At 60.8% G+C, this 25,420-nt stretch carries 28 protein-coding genes; 12 read left to right on the plus strand and 16 right to left on the minus strand.

The features are described from left to right. Positions 1–64: 64 nt before the first annotated feature. The 5 genes from BW992_RS17800 to BW992_RS17820 form a co-directional block, all read right to left on the minus strand. On the minus strand, positions 65–1,102 hold the full coding sequence (locus BW992_RS17800; protein WP_072399062.1) for a DNA topoisomerase IB: 1,038 nt from the start codon (positions 1,100–1,102) through the stop codon (positions 65–67). 103 nt (positions 1,103–1,205) lie between these two features. Further along, positions 1,206–2,285, minus strand: coding sequence for a molybdenum ABC transporter ATP-binding protein (gene modC, locus BW992_RS17805; protein ID WP_076406840.1), 1,080 nt, complete (start codon positions 2,283–2,285; stop codon positions 1,206–1,208). A gap of 3 nt (positions 2,286–2,288) precedes the next feature. Then, on the minus strand, positions 2,289–2,969 hold the full coding sequence (gene modB / locus BW992_RS17810) for a molybdate ABC transporter permease subunit (protein WP_072399059.1): 681 nt from the start codon (positions 2,967–2,969) through the stop codon (positions 2,289–2,291). After that, positions 2,970–3,722: a molybdate ABC transporter substrate-binding protein gene (modA, locus tag BW992_RS17815; protein ID WP_076406841.1), complete on the minus strand. Its 753-nt coding sequence runs from the start codon at positions 3,720–3,722 to the stop codon at positions 2,970–2,972. It abuts the gene before it with no gap. 152 nt (positions 3,723–3,874) lie between these two features. Further along, positions 3,875–4,948 carry an NAD(P)H-dependent flavin oxidoreductase gene (locus tag BW992_RS17820; RefSeq protein WP_072458390.1) on the minus strand — a complete coding sequence of 358 codons (1,074 nt, stop codon included), beginning with the start codon at positions 4,946–4,948 and terminating at the stop codon, positions 3,875–3,877. A 147-nt stretch (positions 4,949–5,095) separates the two neighbouring features. Between BW992_RS17820 and BW992_RS17825 the strand changes: the two genes are divergently transcribed. After that, on the plus strand, positions 5,096–5,584 hold the full coding sequence (locus tag BW992_RS17825) for a GyrI-like domain-containing protein (RefSeq protein WP_076406842.1): 489 nt from the start codon (positions 5,096–5,098) through the stop codon (positions 5,582–5,584). On the opposite strand, the gene ada is transcribed toward BW992_RS17825, so the two are convergent. The 3 genes from ada to BW992_RS17840 form a co-directional block, all read right to left on the minus strand. Beyond that, positions 5,548–6,621, minus strand: coding sequence for a bifunctional DNA-binding transcriptional regulator/O6-methylguanine-DNA methyltransferase Ada (ada, locus tag BW992_RS17830; RefSeq protein WP_072430592.1), 1,074 nt, complete (start codon positions 6,619–6,621; stop codon positions 5,548–5,550). The genes BW992_RS17825 and ada overlap by 37 nt on opposite strands. 88 nt (positions 6,622–6,709) lie before the next feature. Next, positions 6,710–7,390 carry a DNA oxidative demethylase AlkB gene (gene alkB / locus BW992_RS17835; RefSeq protein ID WP_371128584.1) on the minus strand — a complete coding sequence of 227 codons (681 nt, stop codon included), beginning with the start codon at positions 7,388–7,390 and terminating at the stop codon, positions 6,710–6,712. Further along, positions 7,377–8,108 (minus strand): 2OG-Fe(II) oxygenase, encoded by a 732-nt coding sequence (locus BW992_RS17840; RefSeq protein WP_076406843.1) that lies wholly within the window; start codon positions 8,106–8,108, stop codon positions 7,377–7,379. The genes alkB and BW992_RS17840 overlap by 14 nt, the downstream gene beginning before the upstream one ends. 35 nt (positions 8,109–8,143) lie before the next feature. Between BW992_RS17840 and BW992_RS17845 the strand changes: the two genes are divergently transcribed. From BW992_RS17845 to BW992_RS17855, 3 genes are all read left to right on the plus strand, one after another. After that, complete coding sequence (locus BW992_RS17845; protein WP_076406844.1) at positions 8,144–9,157, plus strand: hypothetical protein; 1,014 nt, start codon at positions 8,144–8,146, stop codon at positions 9,155–9,157. A 44-nt stretch (positions 9,158–9,201) separates the two neighbouring features. Next, positions 9,202–9,519, plus strand: a complete 318-nt coding sequence (locus BW992_RS17850; protein ID WP_072430589.1) for a hypothetical protein — start codon at positions 9,202–9,204, stop codon at positions 9,517–9,519. A 170-nt stretch (positions 9,520–9,689) separates the two neighbouring features. Then, a complete protein-coding gene (locus tag BW992_RS17855) occupies positions 9,690–10,943 on the plus strand; it encodes a hypothetical protein (RefSeq protein ID WP_076406845.1) in 1,254 nt (417 codons plus the stop codon). 91 nt (positions 10,944–11,034) lie between these two features. Here BW992_RS17855 and BW992_RS27090 read toward each other — a convergent pair whose 3' ends face one another. After that, positions 11,035–11,205, minus strand: coding sequence for a hypothetical protein (locus tag BW992_RS27090; RefSeq protein ID WP_092182102.1), 171 nt, complete (start codon positions 11,203–11,205; stop codon positions 11,035–11,037). A 32-nt stretch (positions 11,206–11,237) separates the two neighbouring features. Then, entirely contained in the window at positions 11,238–11,540 is a 303-nt protein-coding gene (locus BW992_RS17860; protein ID WP_072399040.1) for a DUF1883 domain-containing protein, read from the minus strand. Between the two features lie 202 nt (positions 11,541–11,742). On the opposite strand from BW992_RS17860, the gene BW992_RS17865 reads away from it, so the two are divergent. Beyond that, positions 11,743–12,093, plus strand: a complete 351-nt coding sequence (locus tag BW992_RS17865) for a hypothetical protein (protein ID WP_072399039.1) — start codon at positions 11,743–11,745, stop codon at positions 12,091–12,093. Between the two features lie 34 nt (positions 12,094–12,127). Here the strand turns inward: BW992_RS17865 and BW992_RS17870 are convergent, their stop codons facing one another. Next, a complete protein-coding gene (locus BW992_RS17870; protein ID WP_072399038.1) occupies positions 12,128–12,340 on the minus strand; it encodes a hypothetical protein in 213 nt (70 codons plus the stop codon). Between the two features lie 233 nt (positions 12,341–12,573). Between BW992_RS17870 and galU the strand changes: the two genes are divergently transcribed. The 4 genes from galU (at position 12,574) to ahpF (ending at position 17,604) form a co-directional block, all read left to right on the plus strand. Further along, complete coding sequence (gene galU, locus BW992_RS17875) at positions 12,574–13,413, plus strand: UTP--glucose-1-phosphate uridylyltransferase GalU (RefSeq protein ID WP_072399037.1); 840 nt, start codon at positions 12,574–12,576, stop codon at positions 13,411–13,413. A gap of 354 nt (positions 13,414–13,767) precedes the next feature. Beyond that, positions 13,768–15,123, plus strand: coding sequence for a glutathione-disulfide reductase (gene gorA / locus BW992_RS17880; protein ID WP_072399036.1), 1,356 nt, complete (start codon positions 13,768–13,770; stop codon positions 15,121–15,123). Positions 15,124–15,353: 230 nt separating this feature from the next. Continuing rightward, positions 15,354–15,917 carry an alkyl hydroperoxide reductase subunit C gene (gene ahpC / locus BW992_RS17885; RefSeq protein WP_053157484.1) on the plus strand — a complete coding sequence of 188 codons (564 nt, stop codon included), beginning with the start codon at positions 15,354–15,356 and terminating at the stop codon, positions 15,915–15,917. A gap of 124 nt (positions 15,918–16,041) precedes the next feature. Next, positions 16,042–17,604, plus strand: coding sequence for an alkyl hydroperoxide reductase subunit F (gene ahpF, locus BW992_RS17890; protein WP_076406846.1), 1,563 nt, complete (start codon positions 16,042–16,044; stop codon positions 17,602–17,604). A gap of 177 nt (positions 17,605–17,781) precedes the next feature. Here the strand turns inward: ahpF and gloA are convergent, their stop codons facing one another. Further along, the gene (gloA, locus tag BW992_RS17895) at positions 17,782–18,303 is read right to left on the minus strand and encodes a lactoylglutathione lyase (protein WP_076406847.1); all 522 of its coding nucleotides are present in this window, start codon (positions 18,301–18,303) and stop codon (positions 17,782–17,784) included. A gap of 181 nt (positions 18,304–18,484) precedes the next feature. Between gloA and BW992_RS17900 the strand changes: the two genes are divergently transcribed. Beyond that, entirely contained in the window at positions 18,485–19,018 is a 534-nt protein-coding gene (locus BW992_RS17900; RefSeq protein WP_076406848.1) for a DUF4946 domain-containing protein, read from the plus strand. Between the two features lie 90 nt (positions 19,019–19,108). Here BW992_RS17900 and BW992_RS17905 read toward each other — a convergent pair whose 3' ends face one another. Together BW992_RS17905 and BW992_RS17910 are read right to left on the minus strand one after the other, a co-directional pair. Next, positions 19,109–19,477 (minus strand): histone-like nucleoid-structuring protein, MvaT/MvaU family, encoded by a 369-nt coding sequence (locus BW992_RS17905; protein WP_072399032.1) that lies wholly within the window; start codon positions 19,475–19,477, stop codon positions 19,109–19,111. 461 nt (positions 19,478–19,938) lie between these two features. Next, complete coding sequence (locus BW992_RS17910) at positions 19,939–20,802, minus strand: LysR family transcriptional regulator (protein WP_076406849.1); 864 nt, start codon at positions 20,800–20,802, stop codon at positions 19,939–19,941. Between the two features lie 83 nt (positions 20,803–20,885). On the opposite strand from BW992_RS17910, the gene BW992_RS17915 reads away from it, so the two are divergent. Next, positions 20,886–21,830, plus strand: a complete 945-nt coding sequence (locus BW992_RS17915) for a DMT family transporter (protein ID WP_072399030.1) — start codon at positions 20,886–20,888, stop codon at positions 21,828–21,830. 248 nt (positions 21,831–22,078) lie between these two features. Then, positions 22,079–23,155: a 4-hydroxyphenylpyruvate dioxygenase gene (hppD, locus tag BW992_RS17920; RefSeq protein ID WP_072399029.1), complete on the plus strand. Its 1,077-nt coding sequence runs from the start codon at positions 22,079–22,081 to the stop codon at positions 23,153–23,155. An 89-nt stretch (positions 23,156–23,244) separates the two neighbouring features. Here the strand turns inward: hppD and rarD are convergent, their stop codons facing one another. Then, complete coding sequence (gene rarD / locus BW992_RS17925; protein WP_076406850.1) at positions 23,245–24,129, minus strand: EamA family transporter RarD; 885 nt, start codon at positions 24,127–24,129, stop codon at positions 23,245–23,247. Positions 24,130–24,291: 162 nt separating this feature from the next. Continuing rightward, a complete protein-coding gene (locus BW992_RS17930; protein WP_072399027.1) occupies positions 24,292–25,305 on the minus strand; it encodes an aldo/keto reductase in 1,014 nt (337 codons plus the stop codon). Between the last annotated feature and the right edge of the window lie 115 nt (positions 25,306–25,420).

A 25,420-nucleotide genomic window follows, 5' to 3' on the forward strand; every position in this document is an offset into this window, starting at 1 on the left:
CTGTCGGATGTTCCTCTTTTTGTAGCGGGCCACTCAAGGCCTTTCCAGGGCTTGGCCGCTTCGGTCAGCAGGCGCTGGCGGCTTGCTGCACGCGCTGCAGATACATTGCCAGGGCGGCTTCCTCTTCGCTCAGGCCCTTGCGAGCACGGGGTCTGGGCAAGTCCCTCAAGGCGCCGAGCAGGAAACCTTCCAGCACGGCAGGGTGGATATAGCATTTACGACAGACGGTCGGCGTGTTGCCCAGTTGCCGGGCGACCTGCCTGACCATCTCGGCGACGTGCCGCTTGGCCTCGGTCTCGGTTTCCCAGCTCAGCGCCCGCAACCCGGCCAGCGCCGCCGCGCTGCCGGCCCAGGTGCGGTAGTCCTTGGCGGTGAAATCGGCGCCGGTGAGGGTCTTGAGCCAGGCGTTGATATCGGAAGAGCTGATGGAGTGGCGCTCGCCGTTTTCGTCCAGGTACTGGAACAGGTTCTGGCCCGGCATTTCCTGGCAGCGCTTGATGATCCGCGCCAGGCGACGGTCCTTTACGGTGATCTGGTGTTCGACGCCGCTTTTGCCTCGGAACTGGAAGGCGATGGCGCTGCCGTTGACCTCGACATGCTTGCTGCGCAGGGTGGTCAGGCCATAGGAACGGTTGTCCCGGGCGTACTGGGTGTTGCCGACGCGGATCAGCGTTACGTCCAGCAGGGTAATGACCGTGGCCATGACCTTGTCGCGGCTGAAGCCGGGTGTCGCCAGGATCGCCTCCAGGCGTTTGCGCAGGCGGGGCAGGGTGCGTCCGAACTCCAGCATCCGGGAATATTTGTCCGCATCGCGCACTTCGCGCCAGCGGGCATGGTAGCGGTACTGCTTGCGCCCGCGAGCATCGCGACCGGTCGCCTGGAGATGGCCGCGCGGGTCGGGGCAGATCCACACATCGGTGTAGGCCGGCGGCACCGCCAGGGCATTGAGACGCTGGATCTCGGCGGCGTCCGTGATGCGTTGGCCCTGGGGATCGAAATAACAGAACTTGCCCCGCAGTTTTCGGCGGGTGATGCCCGGCGTGGTGGTGTCGTCGACATAATGCAGGTCGGCCGGCAAAGCGGGTGGCAGGGTGTCGGGCATGAAGGAAATCCTTGGCGAATCCGGTGGCCTGTGAAGTCATTGACCGCAGCCCGTTGCGGTCGTGCCAGAATTCTGATGCCCCCGCCCCGCTGAAATTCCCGGCCTAGGCCAGTACCGCTACCGCCTTGATCTGGGCCCACAGTTGTTGCCCGGGATGCAGCTGCAACTGGTCGCGAGAGTAACGCGTGATGCGCGCCAGCAATGGCGTGCCGGCGGCTTCCAGGCGAATGAGCACATGGGCGGCGTTGTCGGCGGCCAGTTCGCTGACCACTGTGACCGGCAGGCGGTTGAGGATGCTGGTCTGGGTATCGTTGGCCAGGCTGAGGCTCACATCCCGGGCCTGAACCTTGAAGCGCAGCGCCTGGCCCGGGGCCAGCGGCGTGTGGGCCACGCGAACGTCCAGCTGGCTGTCGGGCAGGGTCAGACTGAGCAGTTGATAGTCGGCATCGTAGCCGCTGACTTCGCCCTGGATCACCACGCCGGCGTCATCCCCCAGGGCCAGAGGCAGGTCGAGCCGCGCCAGGGTTTCGCCGATGGGCCCGCTGGCCAGGGCACGACCGGCGTCCAGCAACACGATATGGTCGGCCAGACGCGCGACTTCGTCCTGGGAATGGCTGACATACAGCAGCGGGATGTCCAGTTCGTCATGAAGCCTTTGCAGATAAGGCAGGATCTCGTTCTTGCGCCGGCTATCGAGCGAGGCCAGAGGCTCATCCATCAGCAACAGGCGTGGGCTGGTCAGCAAGGCCCGGGCGATGCCCACCCGCTGGCGTTCGCCTCCGGACAAGTGCTGCGGGCGCCGATCCAGCAGGTGCCCGATGCCCAGCAGTTCGGTCGCCTGGTCCATGCCCACCTTGCGCTGTGCCGGCGCGATCCGCTTGAGGCCGAACGTCAGGTTGGCCCTTACAGACAGATGGGCGAACAGGCTGGCCTCCTGGAACACATACCCCAGCGCCCGTTGATGGGGCGGCACGAACACGCCGCGATCGGTGTCTTGCCAGACCTGGCCATTGACCTCGATAAAGCCCCGTGCCGGCCGCTCCAGCCCTGCGATGCAACGCAGGCAGGTGGTCTTGCCGGAACCGGACTGACCGTACAGCGCCGTCACGCCACGGCCCGGCAACTGCACATCCAGATCGAAGGAAAAGTCCCCGCGGTCGAGCTGAAAACGCGCTTGAATCATCGATCAGCTCCAGCCGGTCCGGGCTCTGCGACTGGAATACAGCGCCAGCAGCACAACGAAAGAGAACACCAGCATCGCCGCCGCCAGCCAGTGAGCCTGGGCGTACTCCAAGGCTTCGACATGGTCGTAGATCTGCACTGACACCACCCGGGTCTTTTCCGGAATGTTGCCGCCGATCATCAGCACCACGCCGAATTCGCCTACAGTGTGGGCGAAACCGAGAATGGCGGCGGTGATGAAGCCCGGCCGGGCCAGGGGCAGGATGACGCTGAAGAAGGTATCCCAGGGGCCGGCGCGCAGGGTGGCGGCGACCTCCAGCGGACGGCTGCCGATGGCGGCGAAGGCATTTTGTAGCGGTTGCACCACGAACGGCATGGAATAGATCACCGAACCGATCACCAGCCCGGTGAAGCTGAAGGTGAAGGTGCCCAGGCCGAGGGCCTGGGTGAGCTGGCCAAGCCAGCCATTCGGCCCCATCGCCAGCAATAGATAGAAGCCGATGACCGTGGGGGGCAGCACCAGCGGCAGGGCCACCACGGCTCCCACCGGTCCGCGTAGCCAGGAACGGGTACGCGATAGCCACAAAGCGATGGGCGTGCCGATGAGCAGCAGGATCACCGTGGTCACTGAGGCCAGTTGGAGGGTCAGCCAGATGGCGGCGTAGTCGGCATTGTCCAGTGGCATTTAGCGTTGATAACCGTAGGCCTGGAGGATGGCGGCGGCTTGCGGCCCCTTGAGATAGTCCATCAAGGCCGTGGCGGCAGGGTTGTCCCGGCCCTTGCCGAGGATGACCGCGTCCTGCTTGATGGGATCATGCAACCGGGCCGGAACGATCCATGCCGAACCGCTGGTGAGCTTGCCGTCCTTGTAGACCTGGGACAAGGCCACGAAGCCGAGCTCGGCGTTGCCGGTGGACACGAACTGATAGGCCTGGGTGATGTTCTGGCCTTCGACGATCTTGTCCTTGACCTGCGTGGCCAGCCCCAGCCTGTCCAGCACCTGGGTCGCAGCCAGGCCGTAGGGCGCGACTTTTGGGTTGGCGATGGACAGGTGCCGGAAAGCGTTGTCCTTGAGGGCCTGGCCGTTGTCATCGACATAGCCGGTCTTGGCCGACCACAGGGCCAGTGTTCCGATGGCGTAGGTGAAGCGCGAGCCCTTGACCGTGTCGCCTTCGGTTTCGAGCCTGGCCGGGGCGCTGTCGTCGGCGGCGAGGAAAACTTCGAACGGTGCGCCGTTCTTGATCTGGGTGTAGAACTGCCCGGTGGCGCCGTAGGCCGCGACCACCTTATGGCCGGTGGCTTTCTCGAAGTCGGCGGCGATGACCTGGAGCGGCGCGGTGAAATTGGACGCCACCGCCACCTGCACCTCGGCCGCCTCGACGTTGGCAACGGTGCAGAGCGTGGTGAGCAGCAGCGCTGCAAGGTGGTTCAGGTGCATGGAGATGGCTCCGTAGGGGCAGGTTCGCTATTTCGCTATATAGCGGAATATATAGCGAACGGCTGGCAAACGGAACGCGGCATTTTGTCGGGATCAGCGGCAGCGAGGATGCAAGGGCTGCCGCTCTCGTGAACAGTCGGCCACCAGCCGCTTCAGGCCCGGCCCCTGGCACTGAGCAACGCTAGTGCTTCCTCGGCCAGGCGCCGGGTCAGTTCGGCGCTTGGCAACTCGCGCCCCATGGGAAACGCCTGGCCGGCCCAGAGGTTGCTGAAGTCTGCTTCATCCTTGGCGCGCAGCGGCATCAACGCGCCGCCCGCCAGGGGAAAGGCCGGTGCCATCGGGCTCATCGGGCCCACTTCGCGCATGACCCGGTTGACGATGCCCCGGGCCGGACGACCGGTGAACAGGTTGGTGACGGCGGTCTGGCTTTCCCTGGCCGTGCGCAGCGCACGGTGATGGGAGGCGCTGATCTTGGCCTCGGGTGTGAACAGGTAGGCGCTGCCCAGTTGCACTGCCGAGGCGCCCAGGGCGAACGCCGCGACGATCCCCCGGGCATCGCCGATACCGCCCGTTGCGATCACCGGTACCTTCACCGCATCCACCACCTGGGGCAACAGGGCGAACAGCCCGACCTGGGTATTGAGATCGTCACTGAGGAACATGCCGCGATGGCCGCCGGCCTCGTAGCCCATGGCGATGATTGCGTCACACCCGTGCTGTTCCAGCCAGATGGCTTCCTCGACGGTGGTCGCCGAAGAGAGGATTTTCGCGCCGGTGGCCTTTACCCGGTCCAGCAGGGATTTTTCCGGCAGGCCGAAGTGGAAGCTGACCACCTTGGGCCGCATTTCTTCCAGCACCCGGCAGGCTGCATCATCGAACGGCGTGCGGTTGGAAACAGGCGTCGGCGCCTCGAAATCGGCGCCCAGTTCCTCGTAGTAAGGCTTGAGTCGCTGCTTCCAGGCCTCGGCCCGCTGCTCATCGAACTGCGGTGGCTGGTGACAGAAAAAATTCACGTTGAACGGCTTGTCGGTCTGTTCGCCGATGGTGGTCAAGGCCTGGCGCAGTTGCTCGACATCCAGCATCGCCGCCGGCATCGAACCCAGCCCACCGGCATTGCAGGTGGCGACCACCATGGCCGGTCCGGTCACGCCGGCCAGCGGCCCCTGGATGATGGGCAGCTCGATACCGAGCAGGTCAAGGATGCGCGTGTCTGGCCATGAGTTCATGTGCGGGGCTCCGGTGGCGGAAGGAAACAGCCTTTTAGCAGGTGCGGCCCGGCCAGGGCCAGTCGAGTTTTTCAATCGAAGACGGCCGCTTGATCCTTGGAGAGGGCGGGTTACCATGCCTGCTTCACCGAAAAGGGAGCCTTAACCATGGACGTAAAACTCAAGGTCGTCGAACCGTTCACCGTGGCCGGTTTGCAGGTGCACACCCGCAACGCCGATGAGGCACGACCCGATACGGCGCGGATCGGCCCGATGTGGCAGCAATTTTTCAACGAGGGGTTGTTCGACAGGATCCCGGCCAGGCTGTCGGAGTCGTTCGTCTATGGGGTGTATTCCAACTACGAGTCAGACGCGACCGGGTATTTCGATGTGACGGCCGGCGTACAGGTCGACGCCACGAGTGCCGGTTTTCCCGCCGTGGCGATCGAGGGCGGTGACTACCTGGTGTTTTCCGCCCAGGGACCCATGCCCGACTGCGTGATCCAGACCTGGGGGCTGATCTGGGCGTACTTCGCGGACAATCCGCAGACGCTGCGTCGTTTCTCCACCGATTTCGAGGTGTATAGCGGCCCCGATTCGGTGGCGATCTACATCGGTGTTCAGTCCCCGGCCGAGCGCTCCAGCGCCAGCAACTGACGCTTGCGTTCCACGCCCCAGCGATAGCCCGACAGGTCGCCGTCGCTGCGCACCACCCGGTGGCAAGGGATCGCCACCGCCAGGCTGTTGGCGCCACAGGCCTGGGCCACGGCGCGTACGGCCTTGGGGTGGCCGATGCGCTGGGCGATCTCGGCGTAGCTGGCGGTACTGCCCACCGGGATGTCCCGCAAGGCTTGCCAGACCCGTTCCTGGAACGCCGTACCGCGCAGGTCCAGCGGCAAGTCCAGGCCCAGGGCCGGGGCTTCGACGAAGCCCACTACCTGCGCGACCAACTGCTCGAACGCCCGGTCGGCACCGATGAGGTTGGCGCGGCGGAACTTGTCCTGCAGATCCCGCACCAGCGCGTCGGGGTCGTCCCCCAACAGGATCGCGCACACGCCACGTTCACTTTGCGCCACCAGGATCGAGCCAAGGGAGCATTGGCCGACGGCGAAACGGATGTCGGTGTTCTGCCCGGCGGCGCGGTAGTCGGTGGGCTTCATGCCCAGGACCTTGTCGGCGGCTTCATAAAAGCGGCTGTTGGAATTGAAACCGGCGTCGTACAGCGCTTCGGTGATACTGCCGCCCTCGGCCAGGCGTTCGCGTACCTTGCGTGAACGGTGAGCGGCGGCATACGCCTTGGGGGTCAGGCCGGTCACGGCCTTGAAGACCCGATGAAAGTGAAAGGGGCTCAGGCCTGCGCCGTGTGCCAGTTCGTTCAGGCCAGGCAGTTCTTCGGCCTGCTCGATCTGTCGGCAGGCGGCCGCGACCCTGGCCGCTTGCTGGGCGGCAATCTGGGTCTGGTCCCTGGCCAGGCGCTTGCTGGGACGGTAACCGGCGGCCTGGGCCTGTTCCGGCGTGTCGAAGAATTCTACGTTACGTGGATTGGGCAGGCGCGACAGGCTGCTGGGGTGGCAATAGATGCCGGTGGTTTTCACGCCATAGACAAATTGCCCGTCGGCGCGCGGATCCCGGGCGAGCACGGCGGCCCAGCGTGGGTCCAGTTCAGGGGCGAGGGTATTGGAAGTGTCGTTCATGGTCGGTATGTCCATTGGCCCGTTTTGCCTACGGTAGCGAGCCTGTGATCGGGCGACACTCCGGGTCTTGCGGTTGAATTGCGCACCTTCATCCGGCGGTGCGGAACGTCAGGTTGATGCGCTGGGCGCCCAGGCGCGGATGCTCTCCAGCCTTGAGCGGCAATACGCCGTGGTAACGCAACCGGTCCACGCCACCCCAGACCACGATATCGCCATGGAACAGGGGGATGCGCAGGCTCCTGTCGCTGCGTTCGAACCCGCCGAACTGGAACATCGCCGGCAAGCCCAGGGACATCGAGACGATGGGGGCGGTCAGGGAGCGCTCGTTCTTGTCTTGATGCAACGACATCCGCGCGCCGGGCACGTAGCGGTTGATCAGGCAGGAGTCCGGCTCGAAATGTTCGAACCCTGCCTGCCGGGCGGCGGCCTGGGCCAGTTCGCGAAACGCCGCTGGCATGTCGGGCCAGGGGTGGCCGGTCTGTGGATCAGTGGCGCTGTAGCGGTAGCCGCTGCGGTCGGTGGTCCAGCCCAGGGCGCCACAACTGCTCAAGGCCACTGACATGGTAAAGCCGCCGGGCGTGACCATCTGCCGGAACGGCGCGGCCTGCAGGATCGCTTCCAGGGCCGGCAGCAAGCGGTCGAGCCAGGGCAGGGCAAAGCCACGCAGCACGAACGACTGCTCGCCGATCCGCTCGACCTGACCGGGTGTTGTCGGTGTCTGGCCGGCGAACAGGTCCAGCGTGATCGGGGTATCGTCATTGCGCATCATGAAAAATGATTCCCAAGGTGTGTCGCCTGCCGTCGTTCACGCGGCTGACGCCATGGCGCATGTTCACCCGATAATACCCGCGAACGCCCTTGATGGGCCGCTGATGCACGGCGAACACCACCGCATCGCCCTGTTTCAGATCGATGACCTGGGGGCGCGATTGCATGCGCGGGCGTTGTTCGGTCAGCACGAACTCGCCGCCGGTAAAGTCCTGGCCCGGTGCCGACAGCAGGATCGCCACCTGCAACGGGAACACCTGCTCGCCGTACAGGTCCTGGTGCAGGCAGTTGTAATCCTGCGGGCCGTATTGCAGCAACAGCGGGGTAGGTCGCAGCTGTCCGGCGGCATGGCAGCGCTGGATGAAATCGGCATGCCGGTCGGGGTATCGCGCTTCGATGCCCATGCAGGCATTCCAGCGGTTCGCCAGGGGCACCAGCCTCGGATACAACGCCTCACGCAGTTGCTGGACGAGGTCGGGCAACGGATAGCGGAAATACTGATATTCACCGCGTCCGAAACCGTGGCGGGCCATGATCACTTTTGAGCGAAAGCGCCCGGGTTCAGCATAGAGGCTGCTCAGCAATCGACATTGCGGGACGGATAACAGGTTGCGAATGATTGTGCTGCCGTCCTGGTCGAGACTGCGCTCAAGAGATGGCCAGTCAGCAATGCGCAGAGTGGGGGGCGGCGAGAAGTGGGGGATGGGGGAATCGAACATAATGATTAACCAGAGCGCAAAGGATTGTAAGTCTGGTGGACGATCTTAAGGCGGACACTCCGCAGCTTGCGGTTGAATCTGTGACCGCACCTGTCGTCTCTGACAGTATCCGGCGTGATTGCGCAGTGCTCAAATGTCCAGAGTCAGTGGTCATGATTCTTCATGACCTCCCCGTCCTGAGGCATAACATGATGAGCCGGAAAACCTTCATCCATCCACCAGGTATGCTCAGATTTACCTCTGACTTTCAATTGAAACTGTATGACCTGAGCATTGAAAATCCAACAGCGTCTCTGGAACGGCTTCGTGAGCCCACGATATTCTTGGGCAATAATCCCGCCTCGGTGGAAGAGGTGCGGGATGTGCCACCCTGGGGTACTTATTTGCCCGCAGAGAATATATATTCGGACGCTTACATTGAAATGCAGATAGAAACGGGCGATCTGCCGAAGACCGCACGGGTGAGCGTTCAATGGCGCGCAGTAGATGACCCTGGTGATAATGTTTCTACAACTCCTGTTGGAATCATCTGGCCTGAAAGGCTGCATATCGTTATTCCGAATGAAACGCTCCGTATCTTCGAGGGGCGTCAAGTCAACGTCAGCTATACGGTACATTTGGATAACGCAGACATCACATTCTTACCGTATCGCTTGGTGAATGTGACCAAGCGCCTTGTTTATTCTCATCCGGTTATCGAGGGCGTGACAGATGAAGGCCTGGATGTGTCTGCATATCCACATGGGCTGACAGTCAATCTTGCTGCTATAGAAAATGGCCAGCCTTATCAAAGGATCGGTTGTTCCTGGGGGATCTTTCGAATGGACGGCGATTTATTGATTCCTTTGTACGACCTACAGCAATCTATTCCGTACGAAGCCGGTACCAAGTATCAATACGCCATTCCGCCCGAGGCCTATACCGGGTTTCCCCATGATGCCTTTTGCATGTGTTTTTGCTCATTAAGGCTTGTTCCCTATCTATCCATATACGGATGGGGGCTCGGTGGGCGCACGTTTCCTCTTATCACAGGGAAGGGGTCTATGTAGGACTGATCGAAGGCTTGGTCAATTCTGTGAACTGTTTCTGGGTCATGCCGGTCGTTCTTCTGGCAGGCGTCACCTGGGGGCAGGGAGGTGTTCTCGAAGAAGCGGCGTACGATATCCTGATCGCCAATTATCGGCCTGAAGGCCATTTATCCGATATCTTGGGATGGCCTGATACGTGGTATCGGGCCAGGCGTGGCCATGTCGATGACAAGTATGGATATGTAAAAAATCTGGCTGGCACAACGGGGGTCGAACTTAAGAGTACCCATTACCCTGCCGTACAGCATGTTGCAGCCCGTGCAGATATGCCGGTAAACATTGACGTTGCCGCAGAGCAGGGGAGCAAAAGCGACGGTGCGTGACTAGATAGGACCCTCGTTTCATTCGGACTGATGGGTTCCGTTTCTCGTCAGCCGACCAGGCCGTTCGTCTTGTCCTCTGCTTACCTGTCAGTACTGACAGTAGCCAGCCCTCTTGCATCGGCGCTCTCATATCTCCACGCCCTGACGCGTCACTTATGAGGACCCCGATCATGCCCCCTTCATCGACACCCGCCGACCAGACCGTCCTTCTGGAGAAACCCGACCTGCCGCGCGCCACTCGCCCTGTGGTGGGGGGCGATTTCGGGGTGCCCAAGCATATCTATGACCAGGAGCCCGCAGGCTGCAAGGTCGCGGTGTTGCCTTATACAAACCAGACAGGCGGGGAGAACGTCTCGATCAACCTCAATGGCGAGACGAACATCGACAACCGGAACACGCTGGGCACCGACGACACGGTGGAGCTGTACATTCCCCATGGAAAACTACTAGCCAACGCAGTCAATCGACTGACCTACACCATAAGGCGCCTCAGCGGTGTCGTTGAAACCTCCGATCCTCCTGCGGAGATTCTGTATAACCAGATCCGCCCTGGTAACGAGGATCGCTCGCCCGGCGATGGTGCGCATTCCGAGCTGGAATTGATCCTGCCGGATGAAATCAAGAACGGCATAGGGCCGGGGTTCACCCGGGCGACGGTGTGCGTGAGTTACCCCTATTGCCGGGCGCACGACCGCATCCGGCTCAATTGCAACGGCAAGGATGTGATTCGTACCGTACTGGAAAGCGAGGCTCCTGCGCCGCCGGACCACGGCTCGGCAACGCCTACCACGATCTGCTTCGATGTCACCAGCGCCGACCTGGGCGAGGACCATCCCGAGTTCATGTTCTCCTTCACGGTCACCGACCAGTTGGGCAACTCGCCGGACCTTGACTCGCCCTTTTCGGCAGTACAGATCGTGGACGTGGACCAGGCCGGCCTTCGACTGCCGGTGCCGATCCCGCGGGAAATCGCCAGCGACGGAACCGACGATCCCAGCACCATCGACCTCGACAAGCTGGGCACCAACCCGCTGTTGTTGATCATCTTGACCGGTGACTCACGCTTCCTGCCGGGGGATACGATCGAGGCGACCTACGTCGCGAAGGTGGCAGGCCAGCCGAATGTCACCCACAGCGAGACGGGAACGGTCGAAACCGATGGTTTTGGGCAGAAACAGGCCTGTGTGCTGGAAATTCCCAACGACAAGGTTATTCCGGACAGCACGGTAGAAATGTCCTACAAACTGTTCAGGGGCACGACACTGATAGGTACCTCAAAAACGGCCCATGCGACCGTGATCGGGCAAGGTGCGCCGGAGATAGAGCCTGTGATCACTCGGATAGAGGATTCCAGGGGGGAGGAGATAGTGGAGGGAGGAATCACCGTCGATACCACGGTCAAACTCTTCGGAACTGCCCTTTAAGCAATCAACCCTGCAAACAGGGGCTGGACGGGCTGCCGTAACCGGGATCGACGGGTCCCCGTCATTGCCCTGCCACGAAAGCCCGAGCCCTTCACAATGCCTTACTGACCTTGACGTCAGTAATCTCATCGTTGGCCTGGCCGTGCTGCGCCTGCAGCACGGCCCGGGCTTCTTCTTCGGTTCCGGTTTCCAGTTGCGCGAATTCGAAACGGCGCTCGCCATTGAGCTTGTACTTGATGACGTATTTGGTCGTCTGGTCCACGGTTTTACCTGCAGTTGAAGTGTGGGCGATATTCAGCTCAGTTTGGAGTTGGAGCGCCGGATGATCTTGATCTTGTGGGTCAGGTTCGGCTTGCGCGTGACGCTGATGGCCCGGCGGCTGACGGTGTCGATGGTGATGTTCCAGAAACCGGTGCTCGGGGCGGTGATTTTCGCGGGGAATTTATCGAACGCGCCGCCATGGTAAGTGTGCCGCCCACCATTCTTGAAACTGCGGAAATTGGCGTCGCTCATCAGGCGGATGTTGCACATTTGGGAGCATTCGATGACAACGATGTCGTCTTCGTTGAGGTGCTCGCGCTGGTGGATGAATTTCATGGGCGCCTCCAGAAGGGCTTTTCTACACGATCAAAACGGCAGGGGGCTGCGATAGGCGGGCAGTTTACCAGCACCGGCGACCAATAACCGACCCACGCCGGGGCTTTGTTCGTATGATGCAGTGGCGTGGAACAAAAAAAGCGTCGTGCGCCGGAGAAAAACACCGTTTGCATTGTCGGAGGGTCTTTATCGGAGGATTGATATGAAGCGTTGCGTGTGGGTGTTGGCATTGGCCTTGGGTGGATGTGCATCGGTATCGGACATCAACCAGACGCCGCCCACCATGAGCTTCATCTCCGGCAAGAAGCCCCATGAGTACGCTCGCTGTGTTGCCGACAGGCTGGCCGACAGCCGCGGGGCACTGCAGATGGAGCCTCACAAGAACGGCGTGCGGTTGATCGTCCCAGGCAAACTGTCGTCTCTTCCGGCTGCGGTGTTCGACATCGAGGAGCGTTCCAGCGGCAGTGGCATCAAGCTGCACGAAAGCCTGTCCAATGTGCCGGTGCGCCCGGGTGATGTTCAGGACGCGGCCAACGCCTGCATTTCCGGTTGAGCCAGACGTTTTTTTCCATCAGCGGCTGATTCGGTCATTTCTTGCGGCGGCTGCGGGCTGGAGCCTGTTCACGTTCCTTGGCCGCCGGGGCAGGGCGTTCGTCCTGGAAAACCGCCGCCACTTCCACCGCCATCGTCTTGCTGGGCAAGGGGCCGGCGACCTGTTCGCCGTGGTAGTTGACTATCCACCATTGCCCGTCCTTGTCCTGGGTTACTGAATAACCGTTTGCGTTTCGTGGTGCCGACATCTGCTGGCCTCGTTGGCGGAATCGAGGGCGCATGATACGTCAAATGCACGCAAACGGTGCCCGGGACGCTTAATGGACACCGTTGAACCCCGGAAACGAAAGGCGATTGAACTATCCGCCGGTTTATTTCTCTATGATGGCATCGGTTAGCCAGTGCAGGCATTGTAAGGTGCCTACAGCCTGATTAGACTGCGCCGAATTTCGTCGTACACACCGCCTTTACAAGGATTCATATGATCAAGAAATGCTTGTTCCCAGCAGCCGGTTACGGTACTCGCTTCCTGCCAGCGACTAAAGCCATGCCCAAAGAAATGCTGCCGGTGGTGAACAAGCCACTGATCCAGTACGGTGTCGAAGAAGCCCTCGATGCGGGCCTGAATGAAATCTCCATCGTGACTGGCCGTGGCAAGCGTGCCCTGGAAGACCATTTCGACATCAGCTACGAGCTGGAAAACCAGATCAAGGGCACCGACAAGGAGAAATACCTGGTCGGCATCCGCAAGCTGCTGGACGAGTGTTCGTTCTCCTACACCCGCCAGACCGAAATGAAGGGCCTGGGCCACGCCATCCTGACCGGTCGTCCGCTGATCGGCGACGAACCCTTTGCCGTGGTGCTGGCGGACGACTTGTGCGTCAATCTGGAAGGCGACGGTGTCCTGACCCAGATGGTCAAGCTGTACAAGCAGTTCCGCTGCTCCATCGTGGCGATCCAGGAAGTCGATCCGCAGGAGACCAACAAGTACGGTGTGATCGCCGGCGAGATGATCCGCGACGACATCTACCGCGTCCACAGCATGGTTGAAAAGCCAAAGCCTGAAGATGCCCCGTCGAACCTGGCCATCATCGGTCGCTACATCCTGACCCCGGATATCTTCGACCTGATCGAACAGACCGAGCCAGGCAAGGGCGGCGAAATCCAGATCACCGACGCCCTGATGAAGCAGGCCCAGAACGGCTGCGTCATGGCCTACAAGTTCAAGGGCCGTCGTTTTGACTGTGGTGGCGCCGAAGGCTATATCGACGCGACCAACTTCTGCTTCGAGAACTTCTACAAGACCGGCAAGGCCTACTGATAGCCACCGTGCCTTGAAAAAACGCCCCGACTGGTTCGGGGCGTTTTTGTATGTGCAAAAAATATTCTGCTTTCCTCCACAAATTGGCGAGGGGATTTATCCCCGTTGGGCTGCACGGCAGGCCCACTGCTGACCACTCAATCGAGTTCACATGCCGAGTTTCGATGGGGGAGTGCCGCTGCACAGCCCGGCGGTGATAAATCTCCGCGCCACAAGAGCCGCGCTCGGCTTTGTCTTCCAACTCACACTGGTTTTTTCGTTTTTCGTGCCCATATCCTTTGGCAAAGTTACTCGATGTGGCTGCCCACTGTGGAAGCAGCGGGTATGCTGATGGCCTGCCAAAGGAGATTGAAGATGGCCTATGATTTTGACCTGTATGTGATTGGCGCCGGTTCCGGCGGTGTGCGGGCTGCGCGATTCGCTGCCGGGTTCGGGGCCAGGGTGGCCGTGGCGGAAAGCCGCTACCTGGGCGGTACCTGTGTGAACGTGGGCTGTGTGCCGAAGAAGCTGCTGGTCTACGGGGCCCATTACGCCGATGATTTCGAGCAGGCTTCGGCCTACGGCTGGACCGCCGGCGAGGCGAGTTTCGACTGGGCCACCCTGATCGCCAACAAGAATCAGGAAATCAACCGCCTCAACGGTATCTATCGCAACCTGCTGGTCAACAGCGGGGTGACCCTGCATGAAGGCCACGCGAAGGTCACCGGCCCCCACGAAGTCGAGATCAACGGCCAGCGCCACACCGCCGAGCATATCCTGATCGCCACGGGCGGTTGGCCGGTGATCCCGGACATTCCGGGGCGTGAGCACGCCATCAGCTCCAACGAGGCGTTTTTCCTCAAGGAACTGCCCAAGCGCATCATCGTCGTGGGCGGTGGCTATATCGCAGTGGAGTTCGCGGGTATTTTCCATGGCATGGGGGCGCAGACCTCCCTGCTGTATCGCGGTGAGCTGTTCCTGCGGGGCTTTGACGGCGCAGTGCGCAAGCATTTGGCCCAGGAACTGACCCAGCGCGGCCTGGACCTGCGGTTCAACGCCGATATCCAGCGCATCGACAAGCAGGCGGATGGCAGCCTTGAGGTCACGCTCAAGGACGGCAGCGTCCTGTCCACCGATTGCGTGTTCTATGCCACCGGCCGGCGACCGATGCTCGATAACCTCGGCCTGGAGAACACCGCGGTGACCCTGGATGAGAAAGGCTTTGTCCAGGTCAACGAAAGGTACGAGACCCAGGAACCGTCCATCCTGGCCATCGGCGACGTGATCGGCCGTGTGCAGCTCACGCCCGTGGCCCTGGCCGAAGGCATGGCGGTGGCGCGACGGCTGTTCAAGCCCGAGCAGTACAGGCTGGTGGATTACCGGATGATCCCCACGGCCGTGTTCAGCCTGCCCAACATCGGCACGGTTGGCCTGACCGAGGAGCAGGCGCGGGAAGAGGGGCATGAGGTGCAGGTTTTCGAAAGCCGCTTCCGACCGATGAAGCTGAGCCTCACCGACAGCCAGGAGCGCACGCTGATGAAGCTGGTGGTGGACGCCCGGACCGACAAGGTGCTGGGGTGCCACATGGTCGGGCCGGATGCCGGTGAAATCGTCCAGGGGTTGGCCATCGCCCTCAAGGCCGGGGCTACCAAGCGTGACTTCGACGAAACCATCGGCGTTCACCCGACCGCCGCCGAAGAGTTCGTCACCATGCGTACCCCCACCGCCTGAGCCACTGGCGAGGCCCGACGGCTGGAGGCTGCGTTTTCTTGACCTGCGTCACCCTGACGCAAGATAGGGAAGCGTGGCCTTCGGCAGCTTCTATGCTTGGGTTCTTCTATCTATAGAGATTCCTGATAGCCAAAACCAATTATTCGCATGAGCTTTGCCAATGAGCCAGCATGGGAATGAATGGGTAAGCTTCACTCCATCAACTTTTCAACCCTGACGGAGAAACATCGATGCCTATCATCAACAGCCAAGTCAAACCGTTCACCGCTACCGCTTACAAAAACGGCAACTTCGTTGAAGTCTCGGACGCCGACCTGAAAGGCAAGTGGTCTGTCGTGTTCTTCTACCCAGCCGACTTCACCTTCGTCTGCCCGACCGAACTGGAAGACCTGGCCGACAACTACGCCGAGTTCCAGAAGCTGGGCGTGGAGATCTACAGCGTGTCCACCGACACTCATTTCGCCCACGCTGCCTGGCACAACACTTCGCCAGCCATCGGCAAGATCCAGTACACCATGATCGGCGACCCGACCCACGTGATTTCCCGCAACTTCGACGTACTGATCGAAGAAGTCGGCCTGGCTGACCGTGGCACCTTCGTGATCAACCCTGAAGGTCAGATCAAGATCGTTGAAATCAACGACGGCGGTGTAGGTCGTGACGCTTCCGAGCTGCTGCGCAAGGTCAAGGCCGCTCAGTACGTCGCCGCTCACCCGGGCGAAGTCTGCCCAGCCAAGTGGAAAGAAGGCGAGGCCACCCTGGCTCCGTCCCTGGACCTGGTCGGCAAGATCTAAGACCGTGAGTTCCTTGAGGGCGGTCATCCGCACCTGAGTAAGCCGCACCGCCCACAAAAAACGCCCGGGCGAGATTCGCTCGGGCGTTGTTTTTTCTGAAATTCAAAAAATGGAAATCGCCCGTATGTTGGACGCCAATCTTAAAGCTCAGTTGAAGTCATATCTGGAACGGGTCACCCAACCGATCGAGATCGTTGCATCCCTCGACGACGGTGCGAAATCCCAGGAAATGCTCGCTTTACTCAAAGACGTTGCCAGTGTCTCCGACAAGATTACCTTGCTCGACAACGGTAACGATGCGCGCAAGCCTTCGTTTTCGTTGAATCGCCCGGGAGCCGATATCAGCCTGCGTTTTGCCGGCATCCCCATGGGCCATGAATTCACTTCGCTGGTGCTGGCCCTGCTGCAAGTCGGTGGCCACCCGTCGAAGGCCAGTGTCGAAGTCATTGAACAGATCCGCTCCCTCAAGGGTGAATTCAACTTCGAGACTTATTTCTCGCTGTCGTGCCAGAACTGCCCGGACGTGGTCCAGGCGCTGAACCTGATGGCGGTGCTGAACCCGAACATCCGCCATGTCGCCATCGACGGCGCGCTGTTCCAGGCCGAGGTCGACGAACGCCAGATCATGGCGGTGCCGAGCATCTACTTGAACGGCGTGAACTTCGGCCAGGGCCGCATGGGGTTGGAAGAAATTCTCGCCAAGATCGACACCAGCGGCATCGAACGCCAGGCCGAGAAGATCAGCGCCAAGGATGCCTTCGACGTGCTGGTGGTCGGCGGTGGCCCGGCCGGTGCTTCGGCGGCGATCTACGCGGCTCGCAAAGGCATCCGCACGGGGGTGGCGGCCGAGCGTTTCGGCGGCCAGGTGCTGGACACCATGGCCATCGAGAACTTCATTTCGGTCCAGGAAACCGAAGGGCCGAAACTGGCTGTCGCCCTGGAAGAGCACGTCAAGCAGTACGACGTGGACATCATGAACCTGCAACGTGCCGATGCGCTGGTGCCGGGTAGAGAGGGCGAGCTGCACGAAGTCAGGTTCGCCAGCGGTGCGCGCCTCAAGGCCAGGACCGTGATCCTCGCGACCGGCGCCCGCTGGCGCGAAATGAACGTACCGGGCGAGCAGCAATACCGCAACAAGGGCGTGGCGTACTGCCCGCATTGCGACGGTCCGCTGTTCAAGGGCAAGCGCGTGGCGGTGATCGGCGGAGGCAACTCCGGTGTCGAGGCCGCCATCGACCTGGCGGGCATCGTGGCCCATGTCACCTTGCTGGAGTTCGATGTGCAATTGCGTGCCGACGCCGTGTTGCAGCGCAAGTTGCACAGCCTGCCGAACGTGACGGTGATCACCAACGCCCAGACCACCGAAGTGACCGGTGACGGGCAGAAGGTCAACGGCTTGCGCTACAAGGATCGTCCAAGCGCAGAAGTACACGATGTGGCGCTGGAAGGCATCTTCGTGCAGATCGGCCTGTTGCCCAACACCGATTGGCTCAAGGGTACCGTCGAACTGTCCCCGCGTGGCGAGATCGTGGTCGATGCCCGTGGTGAAACCTCGATCCCAGGCGTGTTCGCCGCCGGTGACGTGACCACGGTGCCGTACAAGCAGATCGTGATCGCCGTAGGCGAGGGCGCCAAGGCTTCGCTGGGAGCCTTCGACCACCTGATCCGCACCTCCGCACCGGCCTGAGCGGCCGATCGCGGGCAAAAGGAAAACCCCATGAGCCTTGGCTCATGGGGTTTTTTATCGCCCATCATTCTGTGGGAGGGCGCTTGCTCGCGATGGCGGCGGGGCAGCTTGCCTCAATGCTGAATGTGCTGCCCTCATCGCGAGCAAGCTCGCTCCCACAAGAGGCATCAGTGCAGCTTACAGTGGCGCTGGCTGGATGATCTCGACCCAGTAGCCGTCCGGGTCCTTGATGAACGCCAGGCTTTTCATGCGGCCATCGTTCAGGCGCTTCTGGAAGTCACAGCCCAGTGCTTCGAAGCGTTCGCAGGCCGCGACGACATCCGGCACCGAGATGCAGATATGACCGAACCCGCGCGGGTCGGTGTTGCCGTCGTGGTAACTGAACGCCGGGTCGTTTTCGGTGCCGTGGTTATGGGTCAGTTCCAGGATGCCTGGTATCGACTTCATCCATTCGGTGCGTGCCGCGGCATCGGCCGGGATCTGGTGCTTGTCCACCAGGGCCAGGAAATACAGGCTGAATTCGGCTTCCGGGAAGTCGCGTTTTTCCACCAGGGTAAAACCCAGAACCCGAGTGTAGAAATCCAGCGATTTGGTAATGTCCTTGACCCGAAGCATGGTGTGGTTGAAGACGTAGTGGGTCGTGGCGGCATCGGGTTGGGCGGTGACGCCCGGGAAGTGTTCGAGTTCGTGCAGGCTCATGGGCCCTCCAAAAAGAAGTGAGGCAGACGGCGCCGCAGAGCGGATCGCGACGGTTCTGGGGCTGCGCTGAGTGGCTTGCAGCATGATACGCAAGGGACGCGGCAACGCCAAACCGCGAGTGGCTATTGCCTGGGTTTGCGGCCGGCTTCAGACTTGCCGATCCGTCCTTGAGTGCAACCTGATGATTCGACCGCTCCTTTCGCTGTTTGTCCTGTCGTTTGCCTTAGTTGCGAGTATCGAGGCCCAGGCGGCTGAACCGCAGGTCGCATGGCCCGAGGGCTGGGTCGTCGAGTCGTTGCCTTCCGACGCCGTCACGCCAACCCGTCAAGGGACTACACGCCAGCGAGCGACCAAAAACGATGCCGCGGGAAATGCATTGTTGGTCATGGAGCTGACTGCGACGCCTGTGGAACCCGATCATCAAGTCAACTTGCAGGGCGTGCTGCTGGAAATGCGCAAGTCAATCCAGAAGGATTTTTTCCAGGGCGGTTATCAAAGTGTCTGCAATAAGATTCATGCTTCGATGTTGGGCGAGGCAACAGCTTTGGAGACCACTTGCACAATCACGCAAAATGGCCGGCACGTGTTGTCCCAGACTCTGGTTGCAGCACTAAATGCCGGGCGGGCGTATGTACTGTCCTATGCCGGGCAGGCGCAGGTGTTTGCCGAAAGCCAGGAGGAAATACAGGCGGTACGAAATAGCCTGAAACTATAAGGTTATCCGCCTGATACTCTGGGTTTAATCCAGAAGTTTAAGTCCATAAAAAAGCCCTGTTGATCAGGGCTTTTCATTCAAGGCTGGATGTCAGGTACGTACCCAGGAGTCAACGGTCTCGGCGCCGTACTGCTCTTTCCAGGCTTTCAGGCCGCGGTGGTTGCCGCCCTTGGTTTCGATCAGTTCGCCGGTATGGGGGTTCTGATAGACCTTCACCACCCGTGCGCGGCGCGTTTTAGGCGTCTTGCCGGCCGCTGCCGCGCCTGCCTTGGCCGGGCCCGGATCGAGAATCGCGATGATGTCGCGCAGGCTCTTGCCGTAGGTTTTCATCAGTCCCTGGAGCTTTTCTTCGAATTCGATTTCTTTCTTGAGCCCGGCATCGTTCTTCAGCTTTTCCAGCTGTTTGAGCTGGTCCTGAAGGGCCTTTTCGGCTTTACGAAATTCAGCGAGTCTGGACAATTATCGTTACTCCAATCAAATATGTGGCTGATACCAACCGCAAACAAAGCTATAAGCCAAGCGCCTTGACGCGACTCGGTGATAAATGACTCCCTGCTATCCAGCACAGGTAGAAAAATTGTAGTAGTTAAACCGGGGAGTGTAAATCGTAACTTTTTCGTTATGTAACAATGGCAAACGTTTTCCTACTAGTTGGAGTCCCGGCAGGCACGCCGCGCCAGGGCTTTGAGCCAACTATGATGCACTAGATAATTCGACGCAAAGTTGCAGCTCCACTGTCCCTTAATTGCAAAGTGTTATCACACAGTGGCGCATGTCAGGCTCTGTACGAACAGTCTTGAGCCGAAGGCAGGCAAGGCGAAAACAGCCAAGCAAGCGCAGTTCATTGGAGTACATGAGTAATCCGAGGCTGTTTCAGCGCAGCATGAGCGAGTCTCAAGGATGTTCGTACAGAGCCTGATTCAGGTGGATCTGGCCAAGTCGATGAACGCCTGGGTGGCAGGCGAAACCTGGCGGCTGTCCAGCACTGCCAGGCCGATCCGGCGCGGGACCCGTGGCGCCAAGGGACGGACTACGAAGCCGCAGTGCTCGCCTTCCGGTAGCGAGCCTTCCGAGACCACGGTCACGGCTTCGCCCCGGCTCACCACATTCAACGTGCTGAGCACCTGCGAACAGCGATAGCGTACGTTTGGCGTGAGCCGCTCGGCGTTGAACAGGCGTGTGACCAGCTCCGAGGAACCGGCCTCGGTGAGCACGAAAGGGTCGTTGCACAGGTCCTTCAGGCCCAGGCTGGATCGGGCGGCGAGGGGATGGGTGGCGGGAAGCAGGGCCACCATCTGGTCCTCCATCAGGGCGACGGTATCGAAACGCTCCTCGGGCAGGACCACGAAGCCAATGTCGATCCGTCGTTCATCCAGCCATTGGATGACCTGGCGGTCCGGTCCTTCGTCGATATGAACTTCGATGCCCGGGTGCAACGCTCGATAGCGTTGCAGGATAGGGGGCAGCAACTTCATGGAGGAGGTCGGACCGAACGACCCGATGCGCAACGTGCCCCGGCGCATGCCCTGGGCGTCGGCGGCTTCCTGGCGCAAGGTGTTGGCCAGCCCGAGCATGGCCCGGGCCCGTGACAGCAGTTGCTGGCCGATGTCGGTGAGTTCCACCAAGGATTGATGGCGCCTGAACAATTCGACGCCCAGCTCCTGCTCCAGCGACTTGATAGCGTGGGATACCGCTGACTGGCTGACCCCCAGACGCATCGCTGCGGCGGTGAACCCTCGCAGTTCAGCGACCAGGGAGAATATTTCGAGCTGGGTAAGGGTCATGAGTATTTGCTCATTTTACGATGATCAGACATGAGTTCGAGAATACGCCATGGCGGCATTCGATTGAACTGATGTGGTGAACCATGAAGACCCTTGAACAAACTGCTCCAACCTCCTCGGACCTGCCGGTGTACCTGAACCTGTCCATGGTCACCATGATCTGGGGCGGGACCTTCGTGGCCGGCAGGATGTTGTCCAGCACCCTGGAGCCCCTGCTGGCCGCCAGTTTGCGCTTTTCGCTGGCCAGTATCGCGCTGTTGCTGTTTCTCTGCCTGGCCAGGGTCGCGCTGGTCAGACCCACGCTGAAACAGGCGTTGCAACTGGCCGTGCTGGGGTTCTTCGGCATCCTTTTCTACAACCTGTGCTTTTTCCAAGGGTTGCAATATGTCCAGGCGTCGCGCGCTTCGCTGATCGTGGCTTTGAACCCGGCGGTCATCGGCCTGGCGTCCTGGTGGTTGTTCAAGGAGCGGCTGGGCCCCTCGAAGGTCTGGGGAATCGTGTTATGCATCGGCGGGGCGGGACTGGTGATCGTCAGCCGCGATCCGTCCTCGCTGCAGAGCGCCGCACAAGGCTGGATGGGAGACCTGCTGATTTTCGGTTGCGTGTTGGGGTGGGGTATCTATTCGCTGTTTTCCAGGAACCTGAACGACAGCCTTGGTCCGTTGCAGACCGTCACCTGGTCGATTCTGCTGGGCACGGGGATGTTGTGGCTGGCTTGCGTGGCCGGGGGCGAAGCTCGGCTGGAGCCGCTGCGTGGCCTGGAAATGCGCCAGTGGCTGAGTCTGCTGTACCTCGGTGTGTTGGGCTCGGCCCTGGCCTATATTGCCTGGTACGAGGGTATTCGCCGGATCGGCGCCACCCGCTGCGGCGTATTCATTGCGCTCAACCCGCTCACCGCCGTGCTGCTGGGGGCCCTGTTGCTCGATGAACGACTCGGCGCGCTGATGGGCGTGGGCGCAGGATTGATCCTGACGGGCATTTTCCTGTGCAACAAGCCTCTTGCACGATCGGCGCAAAAGACGATTTGATACAGGAGGCGGACAAATCGGGTTACGCTGTGTAGAATCGGTTTACGCATATAAGAATAACGTCTTCTGGCAGCAGAAGCCTCGCCCGCAAGAGCCTTGGGTCGACAATGAAGATACTTGGGTTACAACTGATCTATGGCGATTTCCTCGCCCGCAGCGTTCGCGGTATTTCCTGCGCGCCACCCCGCGTCCTCAGCATCGCCAGCAACTAACGCTCCGTTAATTGACAAGCATGATGAGGCGCCGACATGGCAGATCTATACGAAAACCCAATGGGCCTGATGGGCTTCGAGTTCATCGAGTTCGCATCCCCGACTCCCAATACCCTGGAGCCGATCTTCGAGATCATGGGCTTCACCAAGGTGGCCACGCACCGTTCCAAGGATGTGCACCTGTATCGCCAGGGTGCGATCAACCTGATCCTCAACAACGAACCCCACAGCGTGGCGTCCTACTTCGCCGCCGAGCATGGCCCGTCGGTGTGCGGCATGGCGTTTCGCGTCAAGGATTCGCAGCTGGCCTACAAGCGAGCCCTGGAGCTCGGCGCCCAGCCGATCCACATCGAAACCGGCCCCATGGAGCTGAACCTGCCGGCGATCAAAGGCATCGGCGGTGCGCCGCTGTACCTGATCGATCGTTTTGGCGAGGGTAGCTCGATCTACGATATCGATTTTGTGTTCCTCGAAGGTGTCGACCGTCATCCGGTGGGTGCGGGCCTCAAAATCATCGATCACCTGACCCACAACGTTTATCGCGGCCGCATGGCCTACTGGGCCGGCTTCTACGAGAAGCTGTTCAACTTCCGTGAGATCCGTTATTTCGATATCAAGGGCGAATACACCGGCCTGACATCCAAGGCCATGACCGCTCCGGATGGCATGATCCGCATTCCGTTGAACGAGGAATCGTCCAAGGGCGCCGGGCAGATCGAAGAGTTCCTGATGCAGTTCAACGGCGAAGGCATCCAGCACGTGGCCTTCCTGACCGATGATCTGGTCAAGACCTGGGACAAGCTCAAGAGCATCGGCATGCGCTTCATGACGGCGCCGCCGGACACCTACTACGAAATGCTCGAAGGCCGCCTGCCGAACCACGGCGAGCCGGTGGGCGAGCTGCAATCGCGGGGGATCCTGCTGGACGGTTCCTCCAACCCGGACGACAAGCGCCTGCTGCTGCAGATTTTCTCGGAAACCCTGATGGGGCCGGTGTTCTTCGAGTTCATCCAGCGCAAGGGCGACGACGGCTTCGGCGAAGGCAACTTCAAGGCGCTGTTCGAGTCCATCGAGCGTGACCAGGTGCGTCGGGGTGTGCTGGCGACCGAGTAATACCTGAGCGCAAAAAAAGCCCGCCTGGCAGTGATGCCAGGCGGGCTTTTTATTGAGCGACGCAAACCCTTGTGGGAGCGGTGTGTACGTCAGTCCCGGCGCCGCTGCCGCATCAGGTGTTTGAATCCCTCGAACACCAGCACCGCCACGGCCATCCAGATGGGGATGTAGGTCAGCCATTCAGTGGCCTTGATGCTTTCGCCCAGTAGCAGCGCCACGCCCAGCAATAGCACCGGTTCGACATAGCTCAACAACCCGAACAGGCTGAACGGCAGCAACCGACTGGCGACGATGTAGCACACCAGCGCAGAAACACTGATCACGCCGAGCAGCGGAATCAGCAGCGACAGCCACGGGTATTGATTGAACACCTCGAAACCCTGTTCGCCGCTTTGCACGAACCAGAGGGCCAGCGGCAGCATCAGGGTCATGTCCAGCCAGAGCCCGCCCAGGTTGTGGGTCTTGGTGCGCTTGCGCAGGATGAAGTAGAGCGGATAGCCCAACACCACCAGCAAGGTTGCCCAGGAAAAACCACCCACTTGGTACAACTCATTGAACACGCCAAGGGTGGCGAAGAACACGGCGACTTTTTGCAGGTAAGAAAGGCGTTCGCCATAGACGATGCGGCCGGTCAGGACCATCGACAACGGCAGCAGGAAATACCCCAGCGATACGTCCAGGCTGTAGCCGTTGAGCGGCGCCCACATGAACAGCCACAATTGGGCGCCCATCAGTGCCGACGAGGCTATTGCCGCGATCAACAGGCGTGGCGTGGCAACCAGGCGGCGGATCAGCGCCGTGACCAGGTGCCACTCTCGTGCCACCAGCATGAACACGGTCATGCATGGCATCGTCAGCAGCATGCGCCAGCCGAAAATCTCCAGGCCGGTCAACGGTGAGAGCAACGAGGTGTAGTAGTACATGACGGCGAACAGCGCAGAGGCTGAGACCGATAGAGCGATGCCTTTGGACACTGAGGCCTCTTATTTTGATGGGCAGGAACACCGTTGTGGTGAGAAGGGTAGTTGCGGCGAGGGAGCTCGCTCCCGCAGGGCAGCGTAGCGAACCCTGGATTGCGGTCGCTGCGCAGCCCAGCGGGAGCAAGCTCCCTCGCCAGGTTCTTGTTCGATGAGTGCTTAGGACGTCAGCGGCACGCGTCCCGGCACGAAATGCCCCACATCGTTGAACCCTGGCGTGGAGGCATGCCCCGGCGTCACCAACGAATCGATGAAGGCTTCATCCTCCGCGGTGATTTTCACGGCTTGCGCCTTGGTATAGGAATCCCACTGCTCCTCGGTGCGCGGCCCGACGATGGCCGAGGTCACTGCGCGGTTGTTCAGCACCCAGGCGATGGCGAATTCGACGATCCCCACGCCCCGGCCCTGGGTGTATTGCAGGATCTGCTGGGCAATGCGCAGAGACTCCACCCGCCATTCGGTCTCCAGGATGCGCTTGTCCTGCCGGCCGGCGCGGCTGTTGGCATCCGGCGCCACGTCCGGTGCGTACTTGCCACTGAGCACGCCCCGGGCGAGAGGGCTGAAGGGCACCACGCCGAGACCGTAATGCTGCGCGGCGGTGATCTGCTCGGTCTCGGCCTGGCGATTGACGATGTTGTACAGCGGCTGGCTGATCACCGGGCGGTCGATGCCCAGGCTGTCGGCGATCCGGATCACTTCGGCGATGCGCCAGCCACGGTAGTTCGACAGGCCCCAGTAGCGGATCTTGCCCTGGCGAATCAAGTCGCCGATGGCCGACACCGTCACCTGCAGCGGCGTGTTGTGGTCTTCTCGGTGCAGGTAGTAGATATCCAGGTAATCGGTGCCCAGGCGAGTCAGGCTGGCCTCGATACCGTTGAAGATGTGCTTGCGGCTCAGGCCGCTGCGATTGGGCACGCCGTCCGCCGGGCCGAACCCGACCTTGGTGGCGAGCACCCATTCCTGGCGGCGGCTGGCAATCGCTTCGCCAACGATTTCTTCGGAGCGACCATTGGTGTAGACGTCCGCGGTGTCGATGAAATTGATGCCCTGGTCCCAGGCCTTGTCGATGATCCGCAGCGAATCCTCGGTGCTGGTCTGTTCGCCGAACATCATGGTGCCCAGGGTCAGGGTCGAGACTTGCAACCCGGAATGGCCAAGCGTGCGGTAGCTCATGACAAGATCCTTTCATCCATGGGAAAGGCCCAATCAAACCCCAGAACAGGCGCGCGGATCAAACAGATTTATCGGACCCCCCTGAATCCCTGTGGGAGCGAGCTTGCTCGCGATG

Source organism: Pseudomonas sp. 7SR1 (assembly GCF_900156465.1).
Taxonomy (GTDB): Bacteria; Pseudomonadota; Gammaproteobacteria; order Pseudomonadales; family Pseudomonadaceae; genus Aquipseudomonas.

Bases quoted from the DNA above. Each gene is read 5' to 3' on its own strand.
- BW992_RS17800 (WP_072399062.1), bottom strand. From the start codon at position 1,102: ATGCCCGACACCCTGCCACCCGCTTTGCCGGCCGACCTGCATTATGTC.
- modC (WP_076406840.1), bottom strand. From the start codon at position 2,285: ATGATTCAAGCGCGTTTTCAGCTCGACCGCGGGGACTTTTCCTTCGAT.
- modB (WP_072399059.1), bottom strand. From the start codon at position 2,969: ATGCCACTGGACAATGCCGACTACGCCGCCATCTGGCTGACCCTCCAA.
- modA (WP_076406841.1), bottom strand. From the start codon at position 3,722: ATGCACCTGAACCACCTTGCAGCGCTGCTGCTCACCACGCTCTGCACC.
- BW992_RS17820 (WP_072458390.1), bottom strand. From the start codon at position 4,948: ATGAACTCATGGCCAGACACGCGCATCCTTGACCTGCTCGGTATCGAG.
- BW992_RS17825 (WP_076406842.1), top strand. From the start codon at position 5,096: ATGGACGTAAAACTCAAGGTCGTCGAACCGTTCACCGTGGCCGGTTTG.
- ada (WP_072430592.1), bottom strand. From the start codon at position 6,621: ATGAACGACACTTCCAATACCCTCGCCCCTGAACTGGACCCACGCTGG.
- alkB (WP_371128584.1), bottom strand. From the start codon at position 7,390: ATGATGCGCAATGACGATACCCCGATCACGCTGGACCTGTTCGCCGGC.
- BW992_RS17840 (WP_076406843.1), bottom strand. From the start codon at position 8,108: ATGTTCGATTCCCCCATCCCCCACTTCTCGCCGCCCCCCACTCTGCGC.
- BW992_RS17850 (WP_072430589.1), top strand. From the start codon at position 9,202: ATGCCGGTCGTTCTTCTGGCAGGCGTCACCTGGGGGCAGGGAGGTGTT.
- BW992_RS17855 (WP_076406845.1), top strand. From the start codon at position 9,690: ATGCCCCCTTCATCGACACCCGCCGACCAGACCGTCCTTCTGGAGAAA.
- BW992_RS17860 (WP_072399040.1), bottom strand. From the start codon at position 11,540: ATGAAATTCATCCACCAGCGCGAGCACCTCAACGAAGACGACATCGTT.
- BW992_RS17865 (WP_072399039.1), top strand. From the start codon at position 11,743: ATGAAGCGTTGCGTGTGGGTGTTGGCATTGGCCTTGGGTGGATGTGCA.
- BW992_RS17870 (WP_072399038.1), bottom strand. From the start codon at position 12,340: ATGTCGGCACCACGAAACGCAAACGGTTATTCAGTAACCCAGGACAAG.
- galU (WP_072399037.1), top strand. From the start codon at position 12,574: ATGATCAAGAAATGCTTGTTCCCAGCAGCCGGTTACGGTACTCGCTTC.
- gorA (WP_072399036.1), top strand. From the start codon at position 13,768: ATGGCCTATGATTTTGACCTGTATGTGATTGGCGCCGGTTCCGGCGGT.
- ahpC (WP_053157484.1), top strand. From the start codon at position 15,354: ATGCCTATCATCAACAGCCAAGTCAAACCGTTCACCGCTACCGCTTAC.
- ahpF (WP_076406846.1), top strand. From the start codon at position 16,042: ATGTTGGACGCCAATCTTAAAGCTCAGTTGAAGTCATATCTGGAACGG.
- gloA (WP_076406847.1), bottom strand. From the start codon at position 18,303: ATGAGCCTGCACGAACTCGAACACTTCCCGGGCGTCACCGCCCAACCC.
- BW992_RS17900 (WP_076406848.1), top strand. From the start codon at position 18,485: ATGATTCGACCGCTCCTTTCGCTGTTTGTCCTGTCGTTTGCCTTAGTT.
- BW992_RS17910 (WP_076406849.1), bottom strand. From the start codon at position 20,802: ATGACCCTTACCCAGCTCGAAATATTCTCCCTGGTCGCTGAACTGCGA.
- BW992_RS17915 (WP_072399030.1), top strand. From the start codon at position 20,886: ATGAAGACCCTTGAACAAACTGCTCCAACCTCCTCGGACCTGCCGGTG.
- hppD (WP_072399029.1), top strand. From the start codon at position 22,079: ATGGCAGATCTATACGAAAACCCAATGGGCCTGATGGGCTTCGAGTTC.
- BW992_RS17930 (WP_072399027.1), bottom strand. From the start codon at position 25,305: ATGAGCTACCGCACGCTTGGCCATTCCGGGTTGCAAGTCTCGACCCTG.